This window comes from Amycolatopsis sp. GM8, assembly GCF_021653975.1.
Taxonomy (GTDB): domain Bacteria; phylum Actinomycetota; class Actinomycetes; order Mycobacteriales; family Pseudonocardiaceae; genus Amycolatopsis_E.
The window spans coordinates 216,226-236,098 of record NZ_JAJKFK010000010.1 but is presented as its reverse complement, the minus strand read 5'-3'; the positions used below and the strand labels follow the sequence as shown (position 1 = coordinate 236,098).

Sequence of the window (19,873 nt, the reverse complement as noted above, 5' to 3'; positions counted from 1 at the left end):
CTGGATCACATATCGAGCGTGACCACGTAGGCCGCGGGCGAGCCGAACAGCCGCGCGGACGCGTGGGCGCGCTTGAAGTACAGGTGCGCGTCGTGCTCCCAGGTGATGGCGATGCCGCCGTGCAACTGGATCATCTCGGCTGCCGCGTGTTCGAAGGCCTCCGAGCAGACGATCTTCGCGGTGGCGGCGTCCGCGGATAGGTCCGTACCATCGGCGAGCGCGGCGTGGAGGGCCGAGCGGGCTTGTTCGATGTGGACGTACACGTCGGCCATCCGGTGTTTCAGGGCTTGGAAACTTCCGATGGGGCGGCCGAACTGGTGTCGTTGTTTCGTGTGGTCGACGGTGATTTCGAGCGCCCGGGCGGCGGCGCCGACCTGTTCGGCCGCGAGCGCGATGACCGCGGTGTCGCGGACCCGCGCGAGCGGGTAGCCGCCGTGGTCGAGCCTTTGTGCCGCGGCGCCGGTGAGTTCCACGATGCCGAGTTGCCGGGTCGGGTCCATGGCCGGGGTCGGCGATCGCCGGGCCGCCTCGGGCGCGATCTCGAACAGGCCGGGGCTGTCCGGTGTCCTGGCCAGGGCGAGGATCACATCGGCGTTTCCGGCGTCGAGCACGTAATGCGCTCGTCCGTCTACTGTGGACTCTGTCGCGACGCAGGCAGGTGTCCACGATCCGTCTTCGCCGGACCACGCGACGGCCGCGATGGTGGCGCCGGCCGCGATTCCGGGCAGCAGGCAGTGGCAGGCCTCGTCGTTGCCGGTCGCGAGCAACGCCTCAACGGCCAGCACCGAGCCGAGCATCGGGCTGGGCGTGAGGGTCCGGCCGAGTTCCTCCTGGACCACGCAGACCTCGGCGAGGGTCGCCCCGGCCCCGCCGTAGTCCTCCGGCACGGCGAGCGCCGCGACCCCGATCTGCTCGCACAAGGTCGACCACAGCTTGTCGTCGTAGCCGAGCGGGGAGCCGATCGCGGCCCGGACATCCGATCGCTTGGCCAGCAGCGCCCGCACCGCGCCGCGCAATGCGCGGGCCTCCTCGGTCGCCATCGGATCCGTCATGACAGCGACTCCAACACCCGAGCACGATGGAACGCCGCATCACCCCACGCGCCGAGCAACGCCCGGACCTTCGTCAACCGCAGACCCAGGTCATGCTCAGCCGTGTAGCCGATCGCGCCGTGCACCTGCAACGCGGTGCGTGCGGCGAGGTATGCCGCTTCGCCTGCCTTGATCTTCGCCGCGGACACGTCGCGGGCGAGGGTGCCGCCGCCGTCCTGCGCGGTGACCGCCGCTCCGTGCACGAGCGGCCGCGCCAGCTCCAGCTGGGTCGCGACATCGGCGAGAAGATGCTTGACCGCCTGGAAGCCGCCGATCGCACGGCCGTACTGGTTCCGTTGCCGTGCATAGGATGTCGCCTCGTCGAGCAGCCATTGCCCGGCGCCCAGCAGCTGCGCGGCGACGGCGAGCACACCCAGATCGAACGCCCGCCCGGCCGGGCCCAGCGGCACCCGCTCACCGTCCACTGTGAACAGTCGGCGCGCGGGATCGATGGAGCGCACCGGTTCGAGCGACTCGACCCGGACCGCCGCCACCTGCCCGTCGCGAAGATCCAGGACGAGGTCCGCGATGTCGGCGTCCAGCCCGAGCGGGTTCAGCACGGTGACGAGCGCTTCGCCGGAGGCCAGTGCGGGCAACCACTTCCGGCTGCCGCCCAGCGCGGCCGGTGCGACGACCGCGGATTCGACGATCGGGCCCGGCACCACATGGAAGCCGAGCACCTCGAACGCCACCACCATGTCCGCAACGTCGGCCTGCAGACCGCCGTACTCCGCCGGCACGAGCAGCGCCGGCACACCGAGATCGGCGATGGCACGCAACAGTTTCCGGCCGGGCTCGTGCTTTCCCTCCGCCCACGCCCGGACGGTGCCGGACGTGCCCGCCAGCAGCTCGTGCAAGCTCGCCGCGAACTGTCGCTGTTCCGCCGAAAGCGCGAACTTCACGGGCGTGCCTCCCTCGGCAGCCGGAGCAGCCGCTCGGCGATCGTGTTCCGCTGGATCTGGTCGGTGCCGCCGTAGATCGGGCCGGCCAGGGCAAAGAGATAACCGTCGACCCACTGCTCATCGGTTTCGCCGTCCGGGCCCAGCAAATCGAGCGCGGTCTCGTGCAGGGCGATGTCCAGCTGCGACCAGAACAGCTTGTTGACGCTCGACTCCGGCCCCAGCTCGCCGCCCTCAGCGAGCCGCGTGACCGTGCCGAATGTGTAGAGCTGGTAGGCCCGCGCGCCGATCCACGCGTCGACGACCCGCTCCCCCAATGCCCCTCCCCCGCCGCGTTCCCGCCACAGGTCCACCAGCCGGTTGGCCGCGGCCAGGAACCGGCCGGGGCTGCGCAACGACAACCCGCGCTCGTTGTTGGCGGTGGTCATCGCGACCCGCCAGCCCTGGCCGGGCGCGCCGATCACGTCGGCGTCGGGCACGAACACGTCGTCGAGGAAGATCTCGGCGAAGCCCGGTTCGCCGTCCAGTTGCGGGATGGGCCGCACGGTGACGCCGTCGGCGCGCAGGCCGAACATGAAGTAGGTCAGCCCGTGGTGCCGGTGCGCGCCGGGATCGGTCCGGAACAGGCCGAACGCGGAGTCCGCGAACGCCGCGCGGGAGCTCCAGGTCTTCTGCCCGGACAGCAGCCAGCCGCCCTCGGTGCGAACCGCGCGGCTGCGCAGCGCGGCGATGTCACTGCCCGCCTCGGGTTCGGACCAGGCCTGCGCCCAGACCTGGTCGCCGGTCGCCATGGCAGGAAGGATGCGGTCGCGCTGGTCCTTCGTGCCATGCTCGAACAACGTCGGTGCCAGCATGAAGATGCCGTTCTGGCCGACCCGGCCGGGTGCGCCCGCGGCGTAGTACTCCTCCTCGAACAGCACCCACTGCAGCAGCGACGCGTCGCGACCGTGGTACTCACGCGGCCACGAGACGACCGAAAACCGTGCGGCGGCAAGCTTCGCTTCCCATTCCCGGTGCGCCGCGAAGCCTTCCGCGGTGTCCATCGACGGCAGTGCGGGCGACGGCACGTTGGCGGCGAGCCAGTCGCGCGTCTCGTCGCGGAAGGCCACCGACGCCGCGTCGATGTCCAGGTCCACTACCGGGCCTCCTTGTTCGCGTCCCGCATCGAGCGCGCGGACTGGCCGCCGAGCGAGTCGGCCGAGGTTTCCGCGTTGTGCGCGTGGGCGAGGTGATGCAGCCCGAACGCGGAGTCCATGCCGGACCGCAGGCCCATCAGATCTTCGGCCTGGTTGACGGCTTTCTTGGCCAGCGCCAACCCGAACTGCGGCATCGCGCTGATCCGCTCGGCCAGTTCGAACGTCGCCTGCTCCAATTCGTCGCGCGGCACGATCCGGTTGATCATGCCCCATTCCTTGGCCTGCTGGACGGTGAACCGCTCGCCGGTGAACAGCACTTCCTTGGCCGCGCGGGGCCCGAGCACCCAGGGGTGCGCGAAGTACTCGACGCCCGGGATTCCCATACGTACCACGGGATCGGCGAAGAACGCGTCGTCGGAGGCGACGATCAGGTCGCACACCCACGCGAGCATCAGCCCGCCCGCGATGCACGCGCCCTGCACACCGGCGATCATCGGCTTGGGGATCTCCCGCCACCGCCGGCACATTCCGAGATATACCTCGGATTCCCGGGCGAAGCGCTGATCGCCGCCCTCGCGGCCGACGTGGTCCCACCAGAGGACCGCGCGCCGGTCGAAACTCTGATCGACATCGCGGCCGGGCGTGCCGATGTCGTGCCCCGCGGAGAAATGCTTACCCGCTCCGGCGAGCACGATCACCTTCACCTCGGCGTCGTCGACCGCACGCGCGAACGCGTCGTCCAGCGCGTAGGTCATCGCGGAGTTCTGCGCGTTGCGGTAGTCGGGACGGTTCATGGTCACCACCGCGACCGGTCCGCGGCGCTCGTAGCGCACGACGGCGGAACCGTTGACACTCATACGTTCTCCTCACTGAGCAGGCGCTTGAGGACCTTGCCCGAAGCGTTGCGCGGCAGCCGGCCGACGAACCGCACCGAGCGCGGCAGCTTGTAGTTGGCCAGGCGGCCGCGGCAGAACGCGAGCACAGCCTCCTCGGTCAAGTCCTTGTCCGCCACGACAAACGCCCGGCCGACTTCGCCGAGCCGGTCGTCCGGAACCCCGATCACGGCCACGTCCCGCACACCGGCCAACCCGGCGAGGGCGTGCTCGATCTCCGCCGGATACACGTTGAAACCGCCGCAGATGTACATGTCCTTCAGGCGGTCGGTGATGGTCAGGTTGCCGTCGGTGTCGAGCACGCCGACGTCCCCGGTGTGCAGCCAGCCCCCCTCGACGACGGCCTTCGCGGTCGCTTCGGGGTCGTCGAGGTAGCCCAGCATGACGTTCGGGCCCCGCACGATGACCTCACCCGCGTCGGTCGCGACCTCGAACCCGGCGGTGGCGCGGCCCGAGGTGCGCGCGATGACGTCGATGCCGTCGCCCGGCCGGCACATGGTGACCACGACCGCTTCGGTGAGCCCGTAGGCGGTCAGCACGGTCTCGAAACCGAGGTCCGCGCGCATCTTCTCGACCAGCGATGCGGGCACCGTGGCGGCTCCGGTGACCGCGAGCCGCAGCGACGACAGGTCGCGCCCGGCGCGGGATTCGTGCAGCAGGGACTGGAAAATCGTCGGTGCGCCGGGCAGGACCGAGATCCGCTCGCGCTCGATCAGGCCGAGGGTTTCGCGGACGTCGAACACCGGCTGCGGCACCAGCGTCGCGCCGGTCAGCAGGCCGACGACGATGCCGGCCTTGTAGCCGAAGCTGTGGAAGAACGGGTTGATCACCAGGTAGCGGTCCGATTCGGTGACCGCGCCGCAGTCCGCCCAGGCGGCGGCGACGTCGATCACCTGGCGATGCGCCGACAGCACGCCCTTGCTGCGCCCGGTGGTGCCGGAGGTGAACAAGATGTCGCTGACGTCGCCCGGCGACACCTTGTCGGCCCTGGCCTCGATTTCGGTCTCGGACACCTGCTCGGCCAGGGACACGAACTCGTCCCAGCCGGACGGCACGCTGACCACGGTGTCCAGCCACGGCAGCCCCTCGTCGCCGGCTGCCTCGTGGATCGCGGCGAGCCGGTCCACGCCCAGGAAGTCGCCTGCGACGACGAGTGCGCGGGCCCGGCTGCGGCGCAGCAGGTCCACCGTCTCCGGTCCGGTGAACCGGGTGTTGACCGGCACCAGCGTCGCCCCCGCGTACAGCGCGCCGAGCGCGCTGAGCACCCAGTACCGGGTGTTGGGCAGGTTCACCGCGACCCGGTCCCCCGGCTGGACACCGCACGCCGCGAACGCCCGCGCGACCTCGCGAACACGTTGCAGCAACGTGGCGAAATCGAGCCGCACCGGGCCGTCGACAAGGGCCTCCGAGGTGCCGAACCGTACTGCCGCGACACGGATCGCGGCCGGAATCGTGTCCTGCTCCATCACACCTCCCACTGGACCCAAGAAATAGAACGTGTTCTCATTATCCTGATGCGAGAGAGAACGGCAAGGCTCCGGCGCGAGGTCGCGGACTGGCTGGCGGACAACCTGACCGGCGAGTTCGCCGGCCTGCGCGGGCTGGGCGGGCCCGGGCGCGAGCACGAGGCCTTCGACCTGCGGCTGGCCTGGGAACGCCGGATGGCCGCGGCGGGCTGGACGTGCGTCGGGTGGCCCCGGGAGTTCGGCGGGCGCGGGCTTTCCCTGCACGAGCAGGTCGCGTTCCACGAGGAGTACGCCGCCTCCGGCGCCCCGGCACGGGTGAACCACCTGGGCGAGCAACTGCTGGGGCCGACACTGATCGCGTTCGGCACGCGCGCGCAGCAGGCCCGGTTCCTCCCGAAGATCGTGGCCGTCGAGGAACTGTGGTGCCAGGGCTATTCGGAGCCGGGCGCGGGTTCGGACCTCGCCGCGGTGTCGACGACCGCCGAACGCGAAGGCGACGAATGGGTCGTCACCGGGCAGAAGATCTGGACCTCGCTCGCCCACGTCGCCGACTGGTGTTTCGTGGTGGCCAGGACGGAGAAGGGTTCGAAGCGCCACCACGGGCTGTCGTACCTGCTCGTGCCGCTGTGCCAGGACGGCGTGACGATCCGCCCGATCCAGCAGCTCACCGGCACGTCGGAGTTCAACGAGGTGTTCTTCGACCGCGCCCGCACCGCCGCCGATCTCGTCGTCGGCGAACCGGGCGACGGGTGGCGGGTCGCGATGGCGACCCTCGGGTTCGAACGCGGCGTGTCCACGCTGGCCCAGCAGATCGGGTTCCGGCGCGAACTGGACGGCATCGTCGCCGAGGCGAAGCGGACCGGCACCTACGACGATCCGGTGTTACGCGCCGATCTGACCCGGGCACGGATCGGGTTGCGGGTCCTGCGCGCGCACGCGCTGCGGACGCTCGATCAGGAGCCGGGCCCGGAAGTGGCGGCCGGGAAACTCATGTGGGCGGGGTGGCATCGCGGTCTGGGTGAACTCGCCATGCGGGCCCGCGGCGCCCGTTCCCTGGTGTACGACGGGGAACTCGACGAATGGCAGCGGCTGTTCCTGTTCACCCGCGCCGACACCATCTACGGCGGCTCGGACGAAATCGAGCGCACCATCATCGCCGAGCGCGTGCTCGGCCTACCGAGAGAGGAGCGCCGATGATCCCCGCCTATCCGCCCGGTCATGACCTGCTCGCGGGCAAGGTCGTCGTGATCACGGCGGCGGCCGGTACCGGCATCGGCTCGGCCGTCGCCAAGCGGTGTCTCGAAGAAGGCGCGAGCGTCGTGATCAGCGACTGGCACGAACGGCGCCTGCGCGAGAAGGCCGACGAACTGGCGGCGCTCGGCAAGGTGCACGCGATCGTCTGCGACGTCACCGACGACGACCAGGTCCAGGGCCTGGTCAGGGACGCGGCCGGGCAGTTCGGCCGGATCGACGTGATGATCAACAACGCCGGGCTGGGCGGCACGAAGTCGGTGCTCGACATGACCGACGAGGAGTGGTCGCGGGTCCTGGACATCACGCTGAACGGCACCTTCCGCTGCACCCGCGCGGCGCTGCGGCAGTTCGTCGCCCAGGGCGGCGGTGGCGCGATCGTGAACAACGCGTCGGTCATCGGCTGGCGCGCCCAGGCGGGACAAGCGCACTACGCCGCTGCGAAAGCCGGTGTCATGGCGCTCACCCGCTGTTCGGCGCTCGACGCCGCCGAACACGGAATCCGGATCAACGCGGTGGCGCCGAGCCTCGCCATGCACCCGTTCCTGGCGAAGGTCACCAGCGACGAACTGCTGCGGGAACTCGAACAGCGCGAGGCGTTCGGGCGCGCGGCGCAGCCGTGGGAAGTGGCGAACGTGATGGTCTTCCTGGCCAGCGACTATTCCTCTTACCTCACCGGTGAAGTCGTCTCCGTCTCCAGCCAGCATCCTTAGGAGTTCCTTGTGTCAGAAGCCTTTCTGCTCGACGCGCTGCGCACCCCGATCGGCCGCCGGGGTGGTGCGCTCAGCGGTGTGCACTCCGCCGATCTCGGCGCGCATGTGATCAACGCCGTGCTCGAGCGCACCGGGGTGGATCCGGCGCTGGTCGACGACGTGATCTTCGGCTGCACCGACACGCTCGGTTCGCAGTCCGGGAACATCGCCCGCACGGCTTGGCTCGCGGCGGGGCAGCCCGATCACGTGCCGGGCGTGACCGTGGACCGCCAGTGCGGTTCGTCGCAGCAGGCGGTGCATTTCGCGGCGCAGGCCGTGTTGTCGGGCACGGCGGACCTGGTGCTCGCGGGTGGTGTGCAGAACATGAGCCAGATCCCGATCAGCGCCGCAATGCTGGCCGGCCGCGAGTTCGGGTTCGACGATCCGTTCTCGGGTTCCAAGGGCTGGCAACAACGTTACGGCAGCGCGGAGGTCTCCCAGTTCCGCAGTGCCGAAATGATCGCCGAACACTGGGGTATCACCCGGGAGGTGATGGAGGAATACGCCTACCACAGCCACCGGCGCGCGATCGCCGCGCAGGACGAGGGCCGCTTCGACGCGGAAATCGTGGCGGTGGAGGAATTCCGCCGCGACGAGGGGCCGCGGCGGGATACCAGCCTGGAGCGCATGGCGGGCCTGAAACCGCTGAGCGAGGGTTCACCGCTGACCGCGGCCGTGGCCAGTCAGATTTCGGACGGCGCCAGCGCGGCGCTGGTCGCGTCGGAAACCTTTGTCCGCCAGTACGATCTCATCCCGCGCGCCCGGATCCACCACCTGTCCGTGCGGGCCGCGGACCCGGTGTGGATGCTCACCGGCCCGATTCCCGCGACCGCCCAGGCACTGCGCAGGACCGGACTGTCCATTGAGGACATCGACCTGTTTGAGGTGAACGAGGCGTTCGCCAGTGTCGTGCTGGCCTGGCTCGACGAGACCGGCGCGGATCCCGCACGCGTCAACGTCAACGGCGGCGCGATCGCACTGGGCCACCCGATCGGCGCGACGGGCACGAAACTGCTCGCCACCCTGCTACACGAACTCGAACGCCGCGGCGGCCGCTACGGCCTGCAGACCATGTGCGAGGGCGGTGGCACCGCCAACGTCACCATCATCGAACGGCTCTAGGGAGTGTTGGAAAGTGGCTTGCGTGGCGGTGCGGGTGGCGGAACCTGAGGCGGCGCGAGCTGCTTGCCCACGGCAAGCGGCTCCGCCGCTTCGAAAAAGAACCTAGCCGGCCATCACGCCGAGGCCGCGCATGATCTTCGTGGCCTCGGTGACCGTGCCTTCGACGATTTCCGCGACCGGGGGCAGGTCGTCGATCATGCCGACGACCTGGCCCGAGGCGAGCACACCCGCATCGGTCCGGCCGTCGACCAGGCCCGCCCGCAGCAACATCGGCGTGTTGGCCGCCATGATCAGCTGGCTCCAGGTCAGGTCGTTGCCGTGCTTCATCGCCAGTCCCTCACGGACCATCGCGGCGAGCGACAACCCGGTGATCTGCCGGAACCGCACGGCATTCCGGACCGCGCCGGCGATTGCCCGCAGGTTACCCGAGTTCTCCAGCCGCTCGACGAGTTCCGTGCGCAGCACGCGATGCGGGAGCCCATCGACGCGGCGGGTCACGACGGTCGCGGTCAGCCCCTGCCGCAGATAGCTCCGCTTGACCTCGTCGGGCACGGTACTTTCCTTGCTCAGCAGGAAACGCGTGCCCATCGCGACCCCGGCCGCCCCGTAGGCCAGCGCGGCCGCCAGCCCGCGCCCGTCGAAGAACCCGCCCGCCGCGACCACCGGGATGTCCACGGCATCCAGCACGGACGGCAGCAGCAGCGTCGTCGCGACTCCCCCGGTGTGCCCGCCGCCCTCGCCGCCCTGCACGATCACCGCGTGCGCGCCCCAGGACGCGACTTTCTCCGCATGCCGCGCGGCGCCGATCGACGGGATCACCACGATCCCGTGATCGGCGAGCTTCGCGATCATCTCCTTGCGCGGCGCGAGCGCGAACGACGCGACCTTCACGCCCTCACGGATGAGCAGATCGACCCGTTGCCCGGCGTCGGCGGCGTCGGCGCGCAGGTTCACTCCGAACGGGTTTCCCGTGCGGCGCTTGACTTCCGCGACGGCGGACGCCAGCTCGTCGTAGGTCATCGTGGCCGAAGCCAGGATGCCGAGACCACCGGCTTCGGCGGTCGCCGACACGAGGCGGGGCCCCGCGACCCAGCCCATTCCCGTCTGCACCACAGGATGCCGGATCCCGACGAGCCGGGTCAGCGCCGTTTCCAGTGTCATGACGGCACTTCTCGCTCCCGGAAGGCCTCTGGATCGAGCACCTCGCGGATGAACAGCAGTTCCTCCGCAGTGGGCTCGCGCGTGGTTCCGGCCTCGGTGAGATCGAGTGCGAACGACGTCGCCGCGCGGACGACGTCGGCGGTCACGCCCGGATGCAGCGACACGGCACGCATCGAGTGATCGGGCGTCGCGAAGTCGAACACGCCGAGGTTCGTGACCACGCGGTGCACATCGTGGAAACGCTGGCCTGCCTTCGCGGCGTTGTCGTAACCGACACCGGATACGATATCCACATTCTCCACGAACACCCGTTTGCTGTGGCGCGGCACCCAGTAACTGGTCCGGTGGTTGACGGTGTTGCCCGGCGCGCCGCGCACTCCGAGCAGTTGCTTGGCCGGCCGGGCGTGGTCGCCGATAGCGGAGATGTTCTGGTTGCCGAACCGGTCGACCTGGTTGGCGCCCATCACGACATGCCGCCGTCCGTGCGGGACGACGGTGTCCAGCATCTTCCGGAACGGTTGCCAGCCCTCGATGGCGCCCTCGGTCGTGACGAGACAGGCCTCGCCGTCCGACATCAGCAGGCCGGGCTCGAACGTCAGCCGGGCGAGTTTCGCGCCCAGCTGCGGGATCAGGCCCATCGGGCTGGCCACGATCTCGCCGTCGCCACGGAACAGCTCGGCCACCGCGACGACCGCGACCTCGGCTCGTGTCACGTTCACGCCGCCGCTCCAAACTTGTCCACTTCGGACAGATAGGCGCGCTCGTCACCGGAGAGGAACCGGTCCACGAAACCGGGCCAGGAATCCAGATCCTTCGCGCAGTTCGCGTAATGCCGCTGGAACCGTTCGTCACGCCCGTAATCCGGGACGGCGGTGGTGAAATGCGCACCACGCGGCGTTTCCACCACGCCGTCGACCGAACCGCGGTCGAGCAACAGCGACTGCACCGGGGCCGCCGCCGTCAGGTCCACAGTGTCCACCACCTTCTCCACCGACACGAAACTTCGTTTCGCCGCAAGGCAGAACACGTCGTCGAAGTACGGATCCGGACCGAGGTACTGCGCGTTGCCCTGTGCGTCGGCGCGGTTCAGGTGCACCAGCGCGACGTCCAGTTCCTGCGCCGGGACCGCGAGCAACTCCTCCCCATCGGCGTAGGGCGAGCGGACCGTGCGCAGCCCCAGGTTGAGCCGGGTGACGTCCGAACCGAGACCAGCCCGGGTCGGCAAGAACGGCAACCGCTGCGCGGCCGCCGACAGCGCGGCGCCGAACATGCCCTCGTCGTACTCGGTCACCTCGATCGCGCCCGACTCGCGGGCGCGGGAGAACCACGGGTCGAACGGGATCGAGTCGAGCGTGACGAACCCGAACACCACGCGCCGCACCTTGCCCGCCGCGCACAGCAGCCCGACGTCCGGCCCGCCGTAGGACACCACGGTGAGGTCCTTGACCGGGCTGCGCAGGATCGCGCGCACGAGCGCCATCGGCTTGCGCCGTGACCCCCAGCCGCCGATCCCGACGGTCATCCCGTCGGCCAGTTCGGCCGCCACGTCGTCCGCCGTCATTCGCTTGTCAGCCACCGAGAAACTCCTCACGCGCTTCGTCCGCCGCGCCCAGTAGGTTGAGTTCGAAGGTGAATCCCTGTTCGAACCGGTAACTCCGGTGGACCTGCTGGGTGTCGATGCCATTGAGGGCTTCCTTCGCGGCGCGGATCACCCGCGGATCCTTGGCCGCGATGTCCCTGGCGACCGCGAGCGCGGCTTCGTCCAGTTCGCCGCGCGGCACGACCTGGTACACCGAACCGTGGGTGTGCAGCTCGGCGGCGGTGATCCGGCGCGCGGTGAAGTACAGCGTCCGCATCAGGTGCTGCGGCACCAGCCGGGCGAGGTGGGTCGCCGCGCCCAGCGCGCCGCGTTCCACCTCGGGGACGCCGAACGTGGCGTCGTCCGAGGCGATCACCACATCCGCGTTGCCGACAAGGCCGATCCCGCCGCCGAGGCAGAACCCTTGCACCGCAACGACAACCGGCACCGCGCACTCGTACACCGCACCGAAGGCCGCGTAGCAGCCCCGGTTCGCGCCGACCAGCGCGTCGTATCCCTGACCACGCTGGATTTCCTTGATGTCCACGCCCGCGTTGAACCCGCGCCCTTCGGCCCGCAGGACGACCACGTGCACGTCCTGGTCCTCGCCGGCCTGGTTGATCGCGGCGGCGAGGTCGAACCAGCCCTGGACCGGTACCGCGTTCACCGGTGGATAGTCGACGGTGATGATCTCGACGTGCCCGTCGCGTTTGGTGTTGATGCCCATCAGCTCGCTCCATAGACAGGTTCGGGTGCCGGCGCTTGGTCGAGCAGCTTCGCCACCACCGGCCCGAGTTCGGCGGGCTGCCAGCGCGCGCCCTTGTCGGCGGCGGGTCCGTGGCGCCACGCCTGTGCGACCGACACCTTCCCGCCTTCGACCTCGAACACCCGGCCCGTGACGTCGCCGGATTCCTCGCTGCCGAGCCACACCACCAGCGGTGAGACGTTCTCCGGCGCCATCGCGTCGAAGCCCGATTCGGGCCGGGCCATGGTGTCCGCGAACGCCTGCTCGGTCATCCGGGTGCGGGCGGACGGCGCGATCGCGTTGACCGTCACGCCGTAGCGCGCCAGCTCCGCGGCCGCGACGACGGTGAGGCCCGCGATCCCGGCCTTCGCGGCCGAATAGTTGCCCTGCCCGACACTGCCCAGCAGCCCCGCGCCGGAACTGGTGTTGATCACCCGCGCCCGGGGTTTCCGCCCTGCCTTGGCTTCTTCCCGCCAGTGCGCCGCCGCGTGCCGCAGCGGCGCGAAGTGTCCCTTGAGGTGCACCCGGATGACCGCGTCCCACTCGTGCTCGGCGAGGTTGACCAGCATCCGGTCCCGTACGAACCCGGCGTTGTTGACCAGCACGTCCAGCCGGCCGAATCGCTCCAGCGCGGTGCCGACCAGGTCGCGGGCGCCGTCGAAGTCCGCCACGTCATCGGTGTTCGCCACCGCCATGCCGCCGAGCGCCTCGATCTCCGCGACCACGCCCGTCGCGGAATCGTCCACGTCGTTCACCACCACCAGCGCTCCCTCGGCGGCGAACGCCAGCGCGTGCGCGCGCCCGATCCCCCGCCCCGCACCGGTGACGATGACGACCCTGTCCTGGCACAGACTCACTGACCCTCCTGGTTGACGTCGGTCGCGGAGTGGAACGCCGGCATCTCGCCGCCGCCGTGCACCAGCAGGCGCGCCCCGCTGACGTAGGAAGCCAGGCCCGACGCGAGGAACGCGGCACACGCGCCGACCTCTTCCGGCTCGGCGAGGCGGCCCAGCGGCACGGTCTTGCCGACCGCCTCGACCGCGGCCTCGCTGCCGTAGTGCAGGTGCGCCTGCTCGGTGCGCACCATGCCCACGTCGAGCGCGTTGACCCGGACCTTCGGCGCCCACTCGACGGCGAGCGTCGCCGCGAGGTTGTCCAGACCGGCCTTCGCCGCGCCGTAGGCCGCGGTGCCGGGTGAGGGGTGGGTCGCGCTGACGCTCGACACCATCACGATCGAGCCGCCGGTGTCCTGCCGCTGCATCACGTCGTTGGCGTGCTGGGCGACCAGCAGCGGGGCCAGCAGGTTCAGCTGGACGATCTTGTCGTGGAACCGCGGGGACGCGGTCGCCGCGGGCGCGTAGGGGGAGCCGCCGGCGTTGTTGACGAGGACGTCGAGCCGGCCGTGGTCGGTGGTGATCCGCTCGACGAGCGCTGCAACCTGTTCTTGGTCCCGCACGTCGCACGGCAGGAAGCGCGCTTCGCGGCCTTCCCCGGTCACGGGTTCGGGCGGCTCGTGGCGGGCGCAGATCACCACGGTCGCGCCGTGCGCCAGGAACACGCGGGCGATCCCGCGCCCGACGCCGCGCGCGCCGCCGGTCACCAGCACCACCGCACCGGTCAGCTCCAGCTCGGTCCGTTCCACCCTCAAAAAGTAGAACACGTTCTCGATTTGGACAAGGTCATCCCGCGGCGCGGGCGTAGCGGCGGGCCAGCAACCCGAACGCCTCCCTCAGCTCGACCGGGCCGACGACCTCGATGTCGGCGTCGAACCGGCCGATGGTCGCGGCCAGCCCGGGCCACGACCAGGCGCCGAGGACGAGCCGGCAGCGGTCCGGGCCGAGCTCTTCGACGATGCCGTCGCGGACGTAATCGGACACGGCGGCCGCGGGCAGGTCGAGGATCACCTCGCCGCGGCAGGGCCAGCCCGAGCCGTCCGAGCCCTGGAACCGCCCGGCGACGAACGTGACCACGTCCCCGCCGGGCAGTTCGCGCGGGCTGAAACGCGGCCCGCCCGGGGTGCGCGGGGCGATCCGGTCGGCGCGGAACGTGCGCCAGTCCTCGCGGGCGAGGTCCCAGGCGACGAGGTACCAGCGCCCGCCCCAGGTCACGAGGTGATGTGGCTCCACCCGGCGCGGCGGGAACGCGCCGCCATAGTCGAACCGCAGCACTTCGCGGGCGTGCACGGCGGCGCCGAGCGTCACGAGCACTTGCGGATCGACCCGCGGATTCCGCCGTTCCACGGCGGTGATCCGGAAAGCGTCGACACGATGCCGCAGCCGCGTGGGCATGACCTGCCGGACCGTGTTCAGCGCGCGGGCCGCGGCTTCCTCGATGCCGGCGCCGGTGGTCGCGACCGTCTGCAGCGCCACGGCGAGGGCGACGGCCTGCTCGTCGTCGAACAGAAGCGGCGGCAGTTCCGCGCCCGCGCCGAGCCGGTAGCCCCCATCGGGACCTTTCACGGTCATGATCGGGTAGCCGAGCTCGCGCAGGCGGTCGACGTCGCGGCGGACGGTACGCGGGCTGACCTCCAGCCGCTCGGCCAGCAGCGCCCCCGGCCAGTCCCGGCGCGCCTGCAACAGCGAGAGCAGCGACAGCAGTCGTGCTGACGTTTTCGGCATGGCGCTGATTTTGCCCGAAGAAGAGGCCACAACCTGTCCTCTTCCTCTGCGAGGCTCGTGCCATGCCAGAAACCACTCTCGACACCGAGCGGGCCGAACTGCTCGCCTCCCTCGCCGACGCGCGCGCCGCCCTGATCGCCACCACGCGTGGCCTCACCGACGAGCAGGCCGGCGAGTCCCCCACCATCAGCGCGCTGTGCCTGGGCGGGCTGATCAAACACGTCGCGTCCACCGAGGAAACGTGGCTGCGCTTCGTGCTCGACGGCCCGTCGGCGATGCGCTACGACCTGCCCGACGGCGTCACCTGGGCCGATTTCGCCGCCGGCACCGTACGCGAGTTCCCGCAGTGGATGATCGACCGCGAGAACGACTTCCGGATGCTGCCCGGCGAGACGCTGGCCGGGATTCTCGCGCGGTACGAACAAGTCGCCGCACGCACCGAGGAGATCATCGCCACCGTCCCCGACCTGTCGGCGACGCAACCGCTGCCGGAGGCGCCCTGGCACGAGCCGGGCGGGACGCACAGCGTGCGCCGGGTGCTGATGCACGTCGTCGCCGAGACCGCGCAGCATGCCGGCCACGCGGACATCCTGCGTGAGACCCTCGATGGCCAGAAGTCGACCTGACACATGACCGTTCTCGGCGATCGGGCGCTCAACCGCGCGACGCTCGCGCGGCAGTTGCTGCTCGACCGCGCCGGCATCCCGGTGCTCGACGCGGTCGCGCATCTCTGCGGCCTGCAGGCGCAGGAGCCGCAGGAACCGTTCGCCGGGCTCTGGTCACGGCTGCGCGCGTTCGACCCGGCGGAGCTGTCGGGCCTGCTGACCGGACGGCGCGTGGTGCGAACCCATCTCATGCGCCGCACCGTGCACCTGCTCACCGCCGGGGACGCCCTGGCCTGGCGGGCCCGGCACGACGCGATGCTGCGCCGGCGGGTGCTCGGGAACTACCGCCGCGAGCTCGACGGGATCGACCTCGACGAGCTCGCGGCGGCGGGGCGCGCGATGCTGGCCGACGACGAACCGCGATCGATGATGGAACTCGGGCGGGCGCTCGCCGAACGCTGGCCCGCGCCGGGACCGCGGGCGCTGGGCGAAGCGCTGATCGCCGCGCTCGTGCCGGTGGCGCAGCTGCCGCCGCGCGGGTTGTGGCGTACCAAGGCAGGCGTGCGCAATGTCTTGCTGTCGTCCTGGCTGGGCCGCGAGATCGAGTCTATTGTGGACGGTTCGGATTCCGTTGGCCAGGAACTGGTGCGGCGGTATCTGGCCGCCTTCGGTCCCGCGGCCACGGCCGACCTGCGCGCGTGGTGCGGCCTCGCCGGACTGCCCGTCGCGGTGAAGTCGATCCGCGGCGAACTGGTCGCCTTCCGCGACGAACGTGGCCGCGAGCTGATCGACCTGCCCGGCGCGCCGCGTCCCGATCTCGAAACCCCTGCCCCGGTACGGTTCCTGCCGGCGTTCGACAACGCGATCCTCGGCTACCACGACCGCCGCCGGATCATCGACGACGCCCACCGCGGCCTCTCGGTCGCCGGGGAGCGCGTGACACTGGTCGACGGCCGGGTCGCGGCGACCTGGACCGTCGACGACGACACGGTTCTCGTCACCCCGCTGCGCCGGTTCACCCGGGCCGAACGCACCGCCGTCACGAAGGAGGCACGGGAACTGGCGTTGTTCCTGTCGGAGAAGGAAAGCGACCGCGCGCGGCTGGTAAACTAGACCCTCTGGTCCAGAAATGGAGGGCTCATGGTCGCCGTCCGAGTATCCAAGCTGACCGCCAAGGGAGCCGCGACCCGGCGCCGCATCATCGAGGGCGCGGCGGCGGAGATCCGCGAGCACGGGGCCGCCGCGACCACGCTGGACCAGGTGTGCGCCCGCACGTCGACGAGCAAGAGCCAGATCTTCCACTATTTTCCCGGTGGTAAGGAGGAACTCCTGCTCGCCGTCGCCGAGCGGCAGGCCGATCTCGTCCTGGAGGACCAGGAACCGCATCTGAGCAACCTGACCACGTGGCAGGCGTGGACCGGCTGGCGGGACGCGGTCGTCGCGCGCTATCGCAAGCAGGGCATCAACTGCCCGCTCGGGATCCTGATCACCGAACTGGGCCGCACCACCCCCGCCGCGCAGGCCCTCACCGCGCGTCTGCTGGAGCAGTGGCAGGCAGCCCTGCGCACCGGGATCCGGCACATGCAGGAATCCGGCGACATCGACCGGCGGCTCGACCCCGACCGCACCGCGGCGGCGATCCTGGCCGCCGTGCAGGGCGGGGTGAGCATCCTGATGTCCACCGGCCGGATCACCCATCTGGAAGCGGCGCTGGACACGTCTCTCACCCTGCTGCGGGCCACGGCCTGACGGATCGAAGTCGGTGGCCGCCGCGGCGCCGACTTCCGCAATTTCCCTGCCGCAGTGCCGAAAAGTGCGTCGCGGGATGTCGCGTCATGGGCCTGGGGCCGCGACGTCGAGTCGGCATGGACCCCAGGGACACCCATCCGCCGAGACCCGCCTCTTTTGCCGCAGCTGTGGGAAATATTCTGCGTGAGGCGCGAGTCCGGCAAGGATGGACGAGGGCGGAACTGAGCGAGCGCACCACGGGCCTCGTCGCACCGTCGTCTATTTCCAGCTACGAAAGCGGCCACCGCGCGATCAAGGTGGAAACCCTGGTCACCCTGTGCGCGGCACTCGACGTCCGGATCGAATCAGTCTTCCGTGCCGCCGAACGACGCCTGGGCTCGTGACCTGTTGGCGACCCGCCGACTTCATGTTACCTTTGGTAACTGTAAATCAGGGTAACAGGAACCGTCGGCAGGGAGAGCCGCATGACCAGCGCCGAGACACGCCACGAGCCCGGCCGCCAGTCAGTCGCACGCCGGCTGCTGGACTCGTCGGAGACCTTGTCCTACGACCCCGTCCGCGAGGTCGACTGGCAGACCCCGCTCGACGAGACCCACCACGGGGCGAGCCCGGAGTGGAGCACCCTCTACGGCACCCCGTACTGGGCGGAGCTGACCCCCGCGCAGCGGCGCGAGCTCACCCGGCAGGAAGCGGCGTCCGTCGCGAGCACCGGGATCTGGTTCGAGATGATCCTGCAGCAGCTGATGCTCCGGGACTTCTACGCGAAGGACCCGACCGATCCCGCGTTCCAGTGGGCGCTGACCGAGATCGCCGACGAGTGCCGGCACTCGATCATGTTCGCCCGTGGCGCCGCCAAGCTGGGCGCGCCCGCATACCGCCCGCGCCGCCTGGTGGTCGAACTCGGGCGCGCGCACAAGAGTTTCGCCTCCGGCGAGGCCGCGTATGCCGCGATCCTGGTCGCCGAAGAGGTCCTCGACGTCATGCAGCGGGACTGGATGCGCGACGAGCGGGTGGCGCCGTTCGTCCGCACCATCAACAACATCCACGTGGTCGAGGAGTCCCGGCACATGAAGTTCGCCCGGGAGGAGACCCGGGCGCGGCTGCGCGGCGCAGGCTGGCTGCGCAGGCAGATCAACAGCCTCGTCGTGGCGATCGCCTCGTACTGCATCGTGACCAGCATGGTGAGCGAAAAGGTCTATGCCAATGCCGGTCTCGACCCGCGCCGCGCCGTCCGCGAGGCCCGGGCGAACGAGCACCACAAGTCGATGCTGCGCTCGAGCTGCGCCGGCCTGATGGAGTTCCTCGGCTCCGCCGGCCTGCTCACGAAGGCGTCGGCGTGGGTCTATCAGCGCGCGAATCTCCTGTAACGCCATGGCTTACGCGATCACCCAGACCTGTTGCGCCGACGCGTCGTGCGTCTCGGTGTGCCCGGTCAACTGCATCCATCCGGCGCCCGGCGAGCCGGACTTCGGCAGCACCGACATGCTCTACGTCGACCCGCGGGCCTGCATCGACTGTGGCGCCTGCGCCGATGCCTGCCCGGTCGACGCGATCTTCCCGGTGGACGCCTTGACCGCTTCCCTCGCGGGCTATTCGGAGATCAACGCGAGCTACTACGCCGGGCGGGAGCCCGCGCCCGACCCGTCGCCGAACTTTCACCCGTGGGGCCCGCCGGTGTTCACCCGGACCATCCCGAGCGACTTCGCGCCGCTCGACGTCGCGGTGGTCGGAACCGGGCCGGCCGGGATGTACGCCGTCGAGGATCTGTTGCTGCACACCAATTCCCGCGTCACGCTGATCGACCGGCTGCCGGTCGCGGGCGGCCTCGTGCGGTACGGGGTCGCGCCGGATCACGCGTCCACCAAGAAGATCGGCGAGACGTTCGCGCGGTTCCACAGCCATCCGCGGCTCCGGATGCGGCTGGGCGTGGAGGTCGGCAGTGACTTCACCGTCGAGCAGCTGGCCGCGCGGCACGACGCGGTGATCTACGCCGTCGGGGCGTCATCGGCGCGGCCGCTCGGCATTCCCGGTGAGGAACTGCCCGGCAGCGTCGCCGCGACCGCGCTCGTCGCCTGGTACAACGGGCATCCGGACGTCGCGGCGGACACGATCGACCTGTCGGCCGAGCGGGTCGTCGTGGTCGGCACCGGCAACGTCGCGTTGGACGTCGCCCGGATCCTCACCGCCGACCCGGCCACGCTGCGCGGCACGTCGATCGCGCCGGAAGCGTTGGCACGACTGGAATCGAGCAAGGTGCGGGAGGTCGTGCTGCTCGCCCGGCGCGGGCCGGAAACCGCGGCGTACACGGGCCCGGAGTTGCTGGCGCTGCGCGAGCGGGACCTGGTCGTCGACGCCCATGATGCGGAGGTTCTGGCCGCCATCGCGGAGGGCACCGGCAAAGCCGGTCTGCTGCGGGGTGTGCCCACCGAGCCGGTCGGCTGGTCGGCGCCGCCGCCGGACGGCCGCCGGCGCATCGTGCTGCGCTTCCACTCCGCCCCGGCCGCAATCCTCGGCGACACCCAGGTTCGCGGCGTGCGCACGGCCAGTGGCGACGAGATCACGGCGGGCCAGGTCGTGTCGGCCGTCGGCCAGCGCGGAACTCCCTTGCCGGGCCTGCCTTTCGACGAGGACAGCGGCACGATCCCCCACACCGGCGGGCGCGTGCGCCCCGGGACGTACGTCGTCGGCTGGATCAAGCGCGGCCCCTCCGGCGGCATCGGCGCCAACCGAACGTGCGCCCGGGAGACGGTGAGCAGCCTCCTTGAGGACGCCATCGCGGGGCGGCTCAATCATTAATTAGCCCAAT

General features: G+C 70.4%; 21 protein-coding genes. 9 read left to right on the top strand and 12 right to left on the bottom strand.

Annotated elements, in window-relative coordinates; all coding sequences use genetic code 11:
- Positions 1-5: 5 nt before the first annotated feature.
- From LOZ83_RS35550 to LOZ83_RS35530, 5 genes are read right to left on the bottom strand one after another with little or no spacing between them, the layout of a single operon-like run.
- Positions 6-1,052: an acyl-CoA dehydrogenase family protein gene (locus tag LOZ83_RS35550; RefSeq protein ID WP_236796254.1), complete on the bottom strand. Its 1,047-nt coding sequence runs from the start codon at positions 1,050-1,052 to the stop codon at positions 6-8.
- The gene (locus LOZ83_RS35545; protein ID WP_236796253.1) at positions 1,049-1,993 is read right to left on the bottom strand and encodes an acyl-CoA dehydrogenase family protein; all 945 of its coding nucleotides are present in this window, start codon (positions 1,991-1,993) and stop codon (positions 1,049-1,051) included. The genes LOZ83_RS35550 and LOZ83_RS35545 overlap by 4 nt, the downstream gene beginning before the upstream one ends.
- Complete coding sequence (locus tag LOZ83_RS35540; RefSeq protein ID WP_236796252.1) at positions 1,990-3,126, bottom strand: acyl-CoA dehydrogenase family protein; 1,137 nt, start codon at positions 3,124-3,126, stop codon at positions 1,990-1,992. Before LOZ83_RS35540 ends, LOZ83_RS35545 begins: the two co-directional genes overlap by 4 nt.
- The gene (locus LOZ83_RS35535) at positions 3,126-3,983 is read right to left on the bottom strand and encodes an enoyl-CoA hydratase (protein ID WP_236796251.1); all 858 of its coding nucleotides are present in this window, start codon (positions 3,981-3,983) and stop codon (positions 3,126-3,128) included. The genes LOZ83_RS35540 and LOZ83_RS35535 overlap by 1 nt, the downstream gene beginning before the upstream one ends.
- On the bottom strand, positions 3,980-5,485 hold the full coding sequence (locus LOZ83_RS35530; protein WP_255826642.1) for a FadD3 family acyl-CoA ligase: 1,506 nt from the start codon (positions 5,483-5,485) through the stop codon (positions 3,980-3,982). The genes LOZ83_RS35535 and LOZ83_RS35530 overlap by 4 nt, the downstream gene beginning before the upstream one ends.
- A gap of 48 nt (positions 5,486-5,533) precedes the next feature.
- On the opposite strand from LOZ83_RS35530, the gene LOZ83_RS35525 reads away from it, so the two are divergent.
- Genes LOZ83_RS35525 through LOZ83_RS35515 form a run of 3 tightly spaced genes read left to right on the top strand, consistent with a single transcriptional unit; the run spans position 5,534 to position 8,610 of the window.
- Positions 5,534-6,682, top strand: coding sequence for an acyl-CoA dehydrogenase family protein (locus tag LOZ83_RS35525; protein WP_236796249.1), 1,149 nt, complete (start codon positions 5,534-5,536; stop codon positions 6,680-6,682).
- Positions 6,679-7,449: an SDR family oxidoreductase gene (locus LOZ83_RS35520; protein ID WP_236796248.1), complete on the top strand. Its 771-nt coding sequence runs from the start codon at positions 6,679-6,681 to the stop codon at positions 7,447-7,449. The genes LOZ83_RS35525 and LOZ83_RS35520 overlap by 4 nt, the downstream gene beginning before the upstream one ends.
- Positions 7,450-7,458: 9 nt before the next feature.
- Positions 7,459-8,610, top strand: a complete 1,152-nt coding sequence (locus LOZ83_RS35515) for an acetyl-CoA C-acetyltransferase (protein WP_236796247.1) — start codon at positions 7,459-7,461, stop codon at positions 8,608-8,610.
- A 102-nt stretch (positions 8,611-8,712) separates the two neighbouring features.
- Here the strand turns inward: LOZ83_RS35515 and LOZ83_RS35510 are convergent, their stop codons facing one another.
- Genes LOZ83_RS35510 through LOZ83_RS35480 form a run of 7 tightly spaced genes read right to left on the bottom strand, consistent with a single transcriptional unit; the run spans position 8,713 to position 14,713 of the window.
- Positions 8,713-9,765: a nitronate monooxygenase family protein gene (locus LOZ83_RS35510; protein WP_236796279.1), complete on the bottom strand. Its 1,053-nt coding sequence runs from the start codon at positions 9,763-9,765 to the stop codon at positions 8,713-8,715.
- Positions 9,766-9,767: 2 nt separating this feature from the next.
- Positions 9,768-10,490, bottom strand: coding sequence for a CoA-transferase subunit beta (locus LOZ83_RS35505; protein WP_236796246.1), 723 nt, complete (start codon positions 10,488-10,490; stop codon positions 9,768-9,770).
- A complete protein-coding gene (locus LOZ83_RS35500; protein ID WP_236796245.1) occupies positions 10,487-11,347 on the bottom strand; it encodes a CoA transferase subunit A in 861 nt (286 codons plus the stop codon). Before LOZ83_RS35500 ends, LOZ83_RS35505 begins: the two co-directional genes overlap by 4 nt.
- A complete protein-coding gene (locus LOZ83_RS35495; protein ID WP_236796244.1) occupies positions 11,340-12,077 on the bottom strand; it encodes an enoyl-CoA hydratase family protein in 738 nt (245 codons plus the stop codon). The genes LOZ83_RS35500 and LOZ83_RS35495 overlap by 8 nt, the downstream gene beginning before the upstream one ends.
- Positions 12,077-12,952 carry an SDR family oxidoreductase gene (locus LOZ83_RS35490; protein WP_236796243.1) on the bottom strand — a complete coding sequence of 292 codons (876 nt, stop codon included), beginning with the start codon at positions 12,950-12,952 and terminating at the stop codon, positions 12,077-12,079. The genes LOZ83_RS35495 and LOZ83_RS35490 overlap by 1 nt, the downstream gene beginning before the upstream one ends.
- Complete coding sequence (locus tag LOZ83_RS35485; RefSeq protein WP_236796242.1) at positions 12,949-13,737, bottom strand: SDR family oxidoreductase; 789 nt, start codon at positions 13,735-13,737, stop codon at positions 12,949-12,951. The genes LOZ83_RS35490 and LOZ83_RS35485 overlap by 4 nt, the downstream gene beginning before the upstream one ends.
- A 37-nt stretch (positions 13,738-13,774) precedes the next feature.
- Complete coding sequence (locus LOZ83_RS35480) at positions 13,775-14,713, bottom strand: YafY family protein (RefSeq protein ID WP_236796241.1); 939 nt, start codon at positions 14,711-14,713, stop codon at positions 13,775-13,777.
- Between the two features lie 62 nt (positions 14,714-14,775).
- Between LOZ83_RS35480 and LOZ83_RS35475 the strand changes: the two genes are divergently transcribed.
- From LOZ83_RS35475 to LOZ83_RS35450, 6 genes are all read left to right on the top strand, one after another.
- Positions 14,776-15,339, top strand: a complete 564-nt coding sequence (locus tag LOZ83_RS35475; RefSeq protein WP_236796240.1) for a DinB family protein — start codon at positions 14,776-14,778, stop codon at positions 15,337-15,339.
- Positions 15,340-15,342: 3 nt separating this feature from the next.
- The gene (locus LOZ83_RS35470; RefSeq protein ID WP_236796239.1) at positions 15,343-16,431 is read left to right on the top strand and encodes a winged helix DNA-binding domain-containing protein; all 1,089 of its coding nucleotides are present in this window, start codon (positions 15,343-15,345) and stop codon (positions 16,429-16,431) included.
- A 27-nt stretch (positions 16,432-16,458) separates the two neighbouring features.
- Complete coding sequence (locus tag LOZ83_RS35465; protein ID WP_236796238.1) at positions 16,459-17,067, top strand: TetR/AcrR family transcriptional regulator; 609 nt, start codon at positions 16,459-16,461, stop codon at positions 17,065-17,067.
- Between the two features lie 167 nt (positions 17,068-17,234).
- Entirely contained in the window at positions 17,235-17,450 is a 216-nt protein-coding gene (locus LOZ83_RS35460) for a helix-turn-helix transcriptional regulator (protein WP_236796237.1), read from the top strand.
- An 81-nt stretch (positions 17,451-17,531) separates the two neighbouring features.
- Positions 17,532-18,434: a diiron oxygenase gene (locus LOZ83_RS35455; protein WP_236796236.1), complete on the top strand. Its 903-nt coding sequence runs from the start codon at positions 17,532-17,534 to the stop codon at positions 18,432-18,434.
- 4 nt (positions 18,435-18,438) lie between these two features.
- Entirely contained in the window at positions 18,439-19,863 is a 1,425-nt protein-coding gene (locus tag LOZ83_RS35450; RefSeq protein ID WP_236796235.1) for an FAD-dependent oxidoreductase, read from the top strand.
- Positions 19,864-19,873: the final 10 nt, after the last annotated feature.

Coding starts and splice junctions, on each gene's coding strand:
- LOZ83_RS35535 (WP_236796251.1), bottom strand. CDS start 3,983: ATGAGTGTCAACGGTTCCGCCGTCGTGCGCTACGAGCGCCGCGGACCG.
- LOZ83_RS35495 (WP_236796244.1), bottom strand. CDS start 12,077: ATGGGCATCAACACCAAACGCGACGGGCACGTCGAGATCATCACCGTC.
- LOZ83_RS35525 (WP_236796249.1), top strand. CDS start 5,534: ATGCGAGAGAGAACGGCAAGGCTCCGGCGCGAGGTCGCGGACTGGCTG.
- LOZ83_RS35455 (WP_236796236.1), top strand. CDS start 17,532: ATGACCAGCGCCGAGACACGCCACGAGCCCGGCCGCCAGTCAGTCGCA.
- LOZ83_RS35450 (WP_236796235.1), top strand. CDS start 18,439: ATGGCTTACGCGATCACCCAGACCTGTTGCGCCGACGCGTCGTGCGTC.
- LOZ83_RS35480 (WP_236796241.1), bottom strand. CDS start 14,713: ATGCCGAAAACGTCAGCACGACTGCTGTCGCTGCTCTCGCTGTTGCAG.
- LOZ83_RS35550 (WP_236796254.1), bottom strand. CDS start 1,052: ATGACGGATCCGATGGCGACCGAGGAGGCCCGCGCATTGCGCGGCGCG.
- LOZ83_RS35475 (WP_236796240.1), top strand. CDS start 14,776: ATGCCAGAAACCACTCTCGACACCGAGCGGGCCGAACTGCTCGCCTCC.
- LOZ83_RS35470 (WP_236796239.1), top strand. CDS start 15,343: ATGACCGTTCTCGGCGATCGGGCGCTCAACCGCGCGACGCTCGCGCGG.
- LOZ83_RS35530 (WP_255826642.1), bottom strand. CDS start 5,485: ATGGAGCAGGACACGATTCCGGCCGCGATCCGTGTCGCGGCAGTACGG.
- LOZ83_RS35520 (WP_236796248.1), top strand. CDS start 6,679: ATGATCCCCGCCTATCCGCCCGGTCATGACCTGCTCGCGGGCAAGGTC.
- LOZ83_RS35465 (WP_236796238.1), top strand. CDS start 16,459: ATGGTCGCCGTCCGAGTATCCAAGCTGACCGCCAAGGGAGCCGCGACC.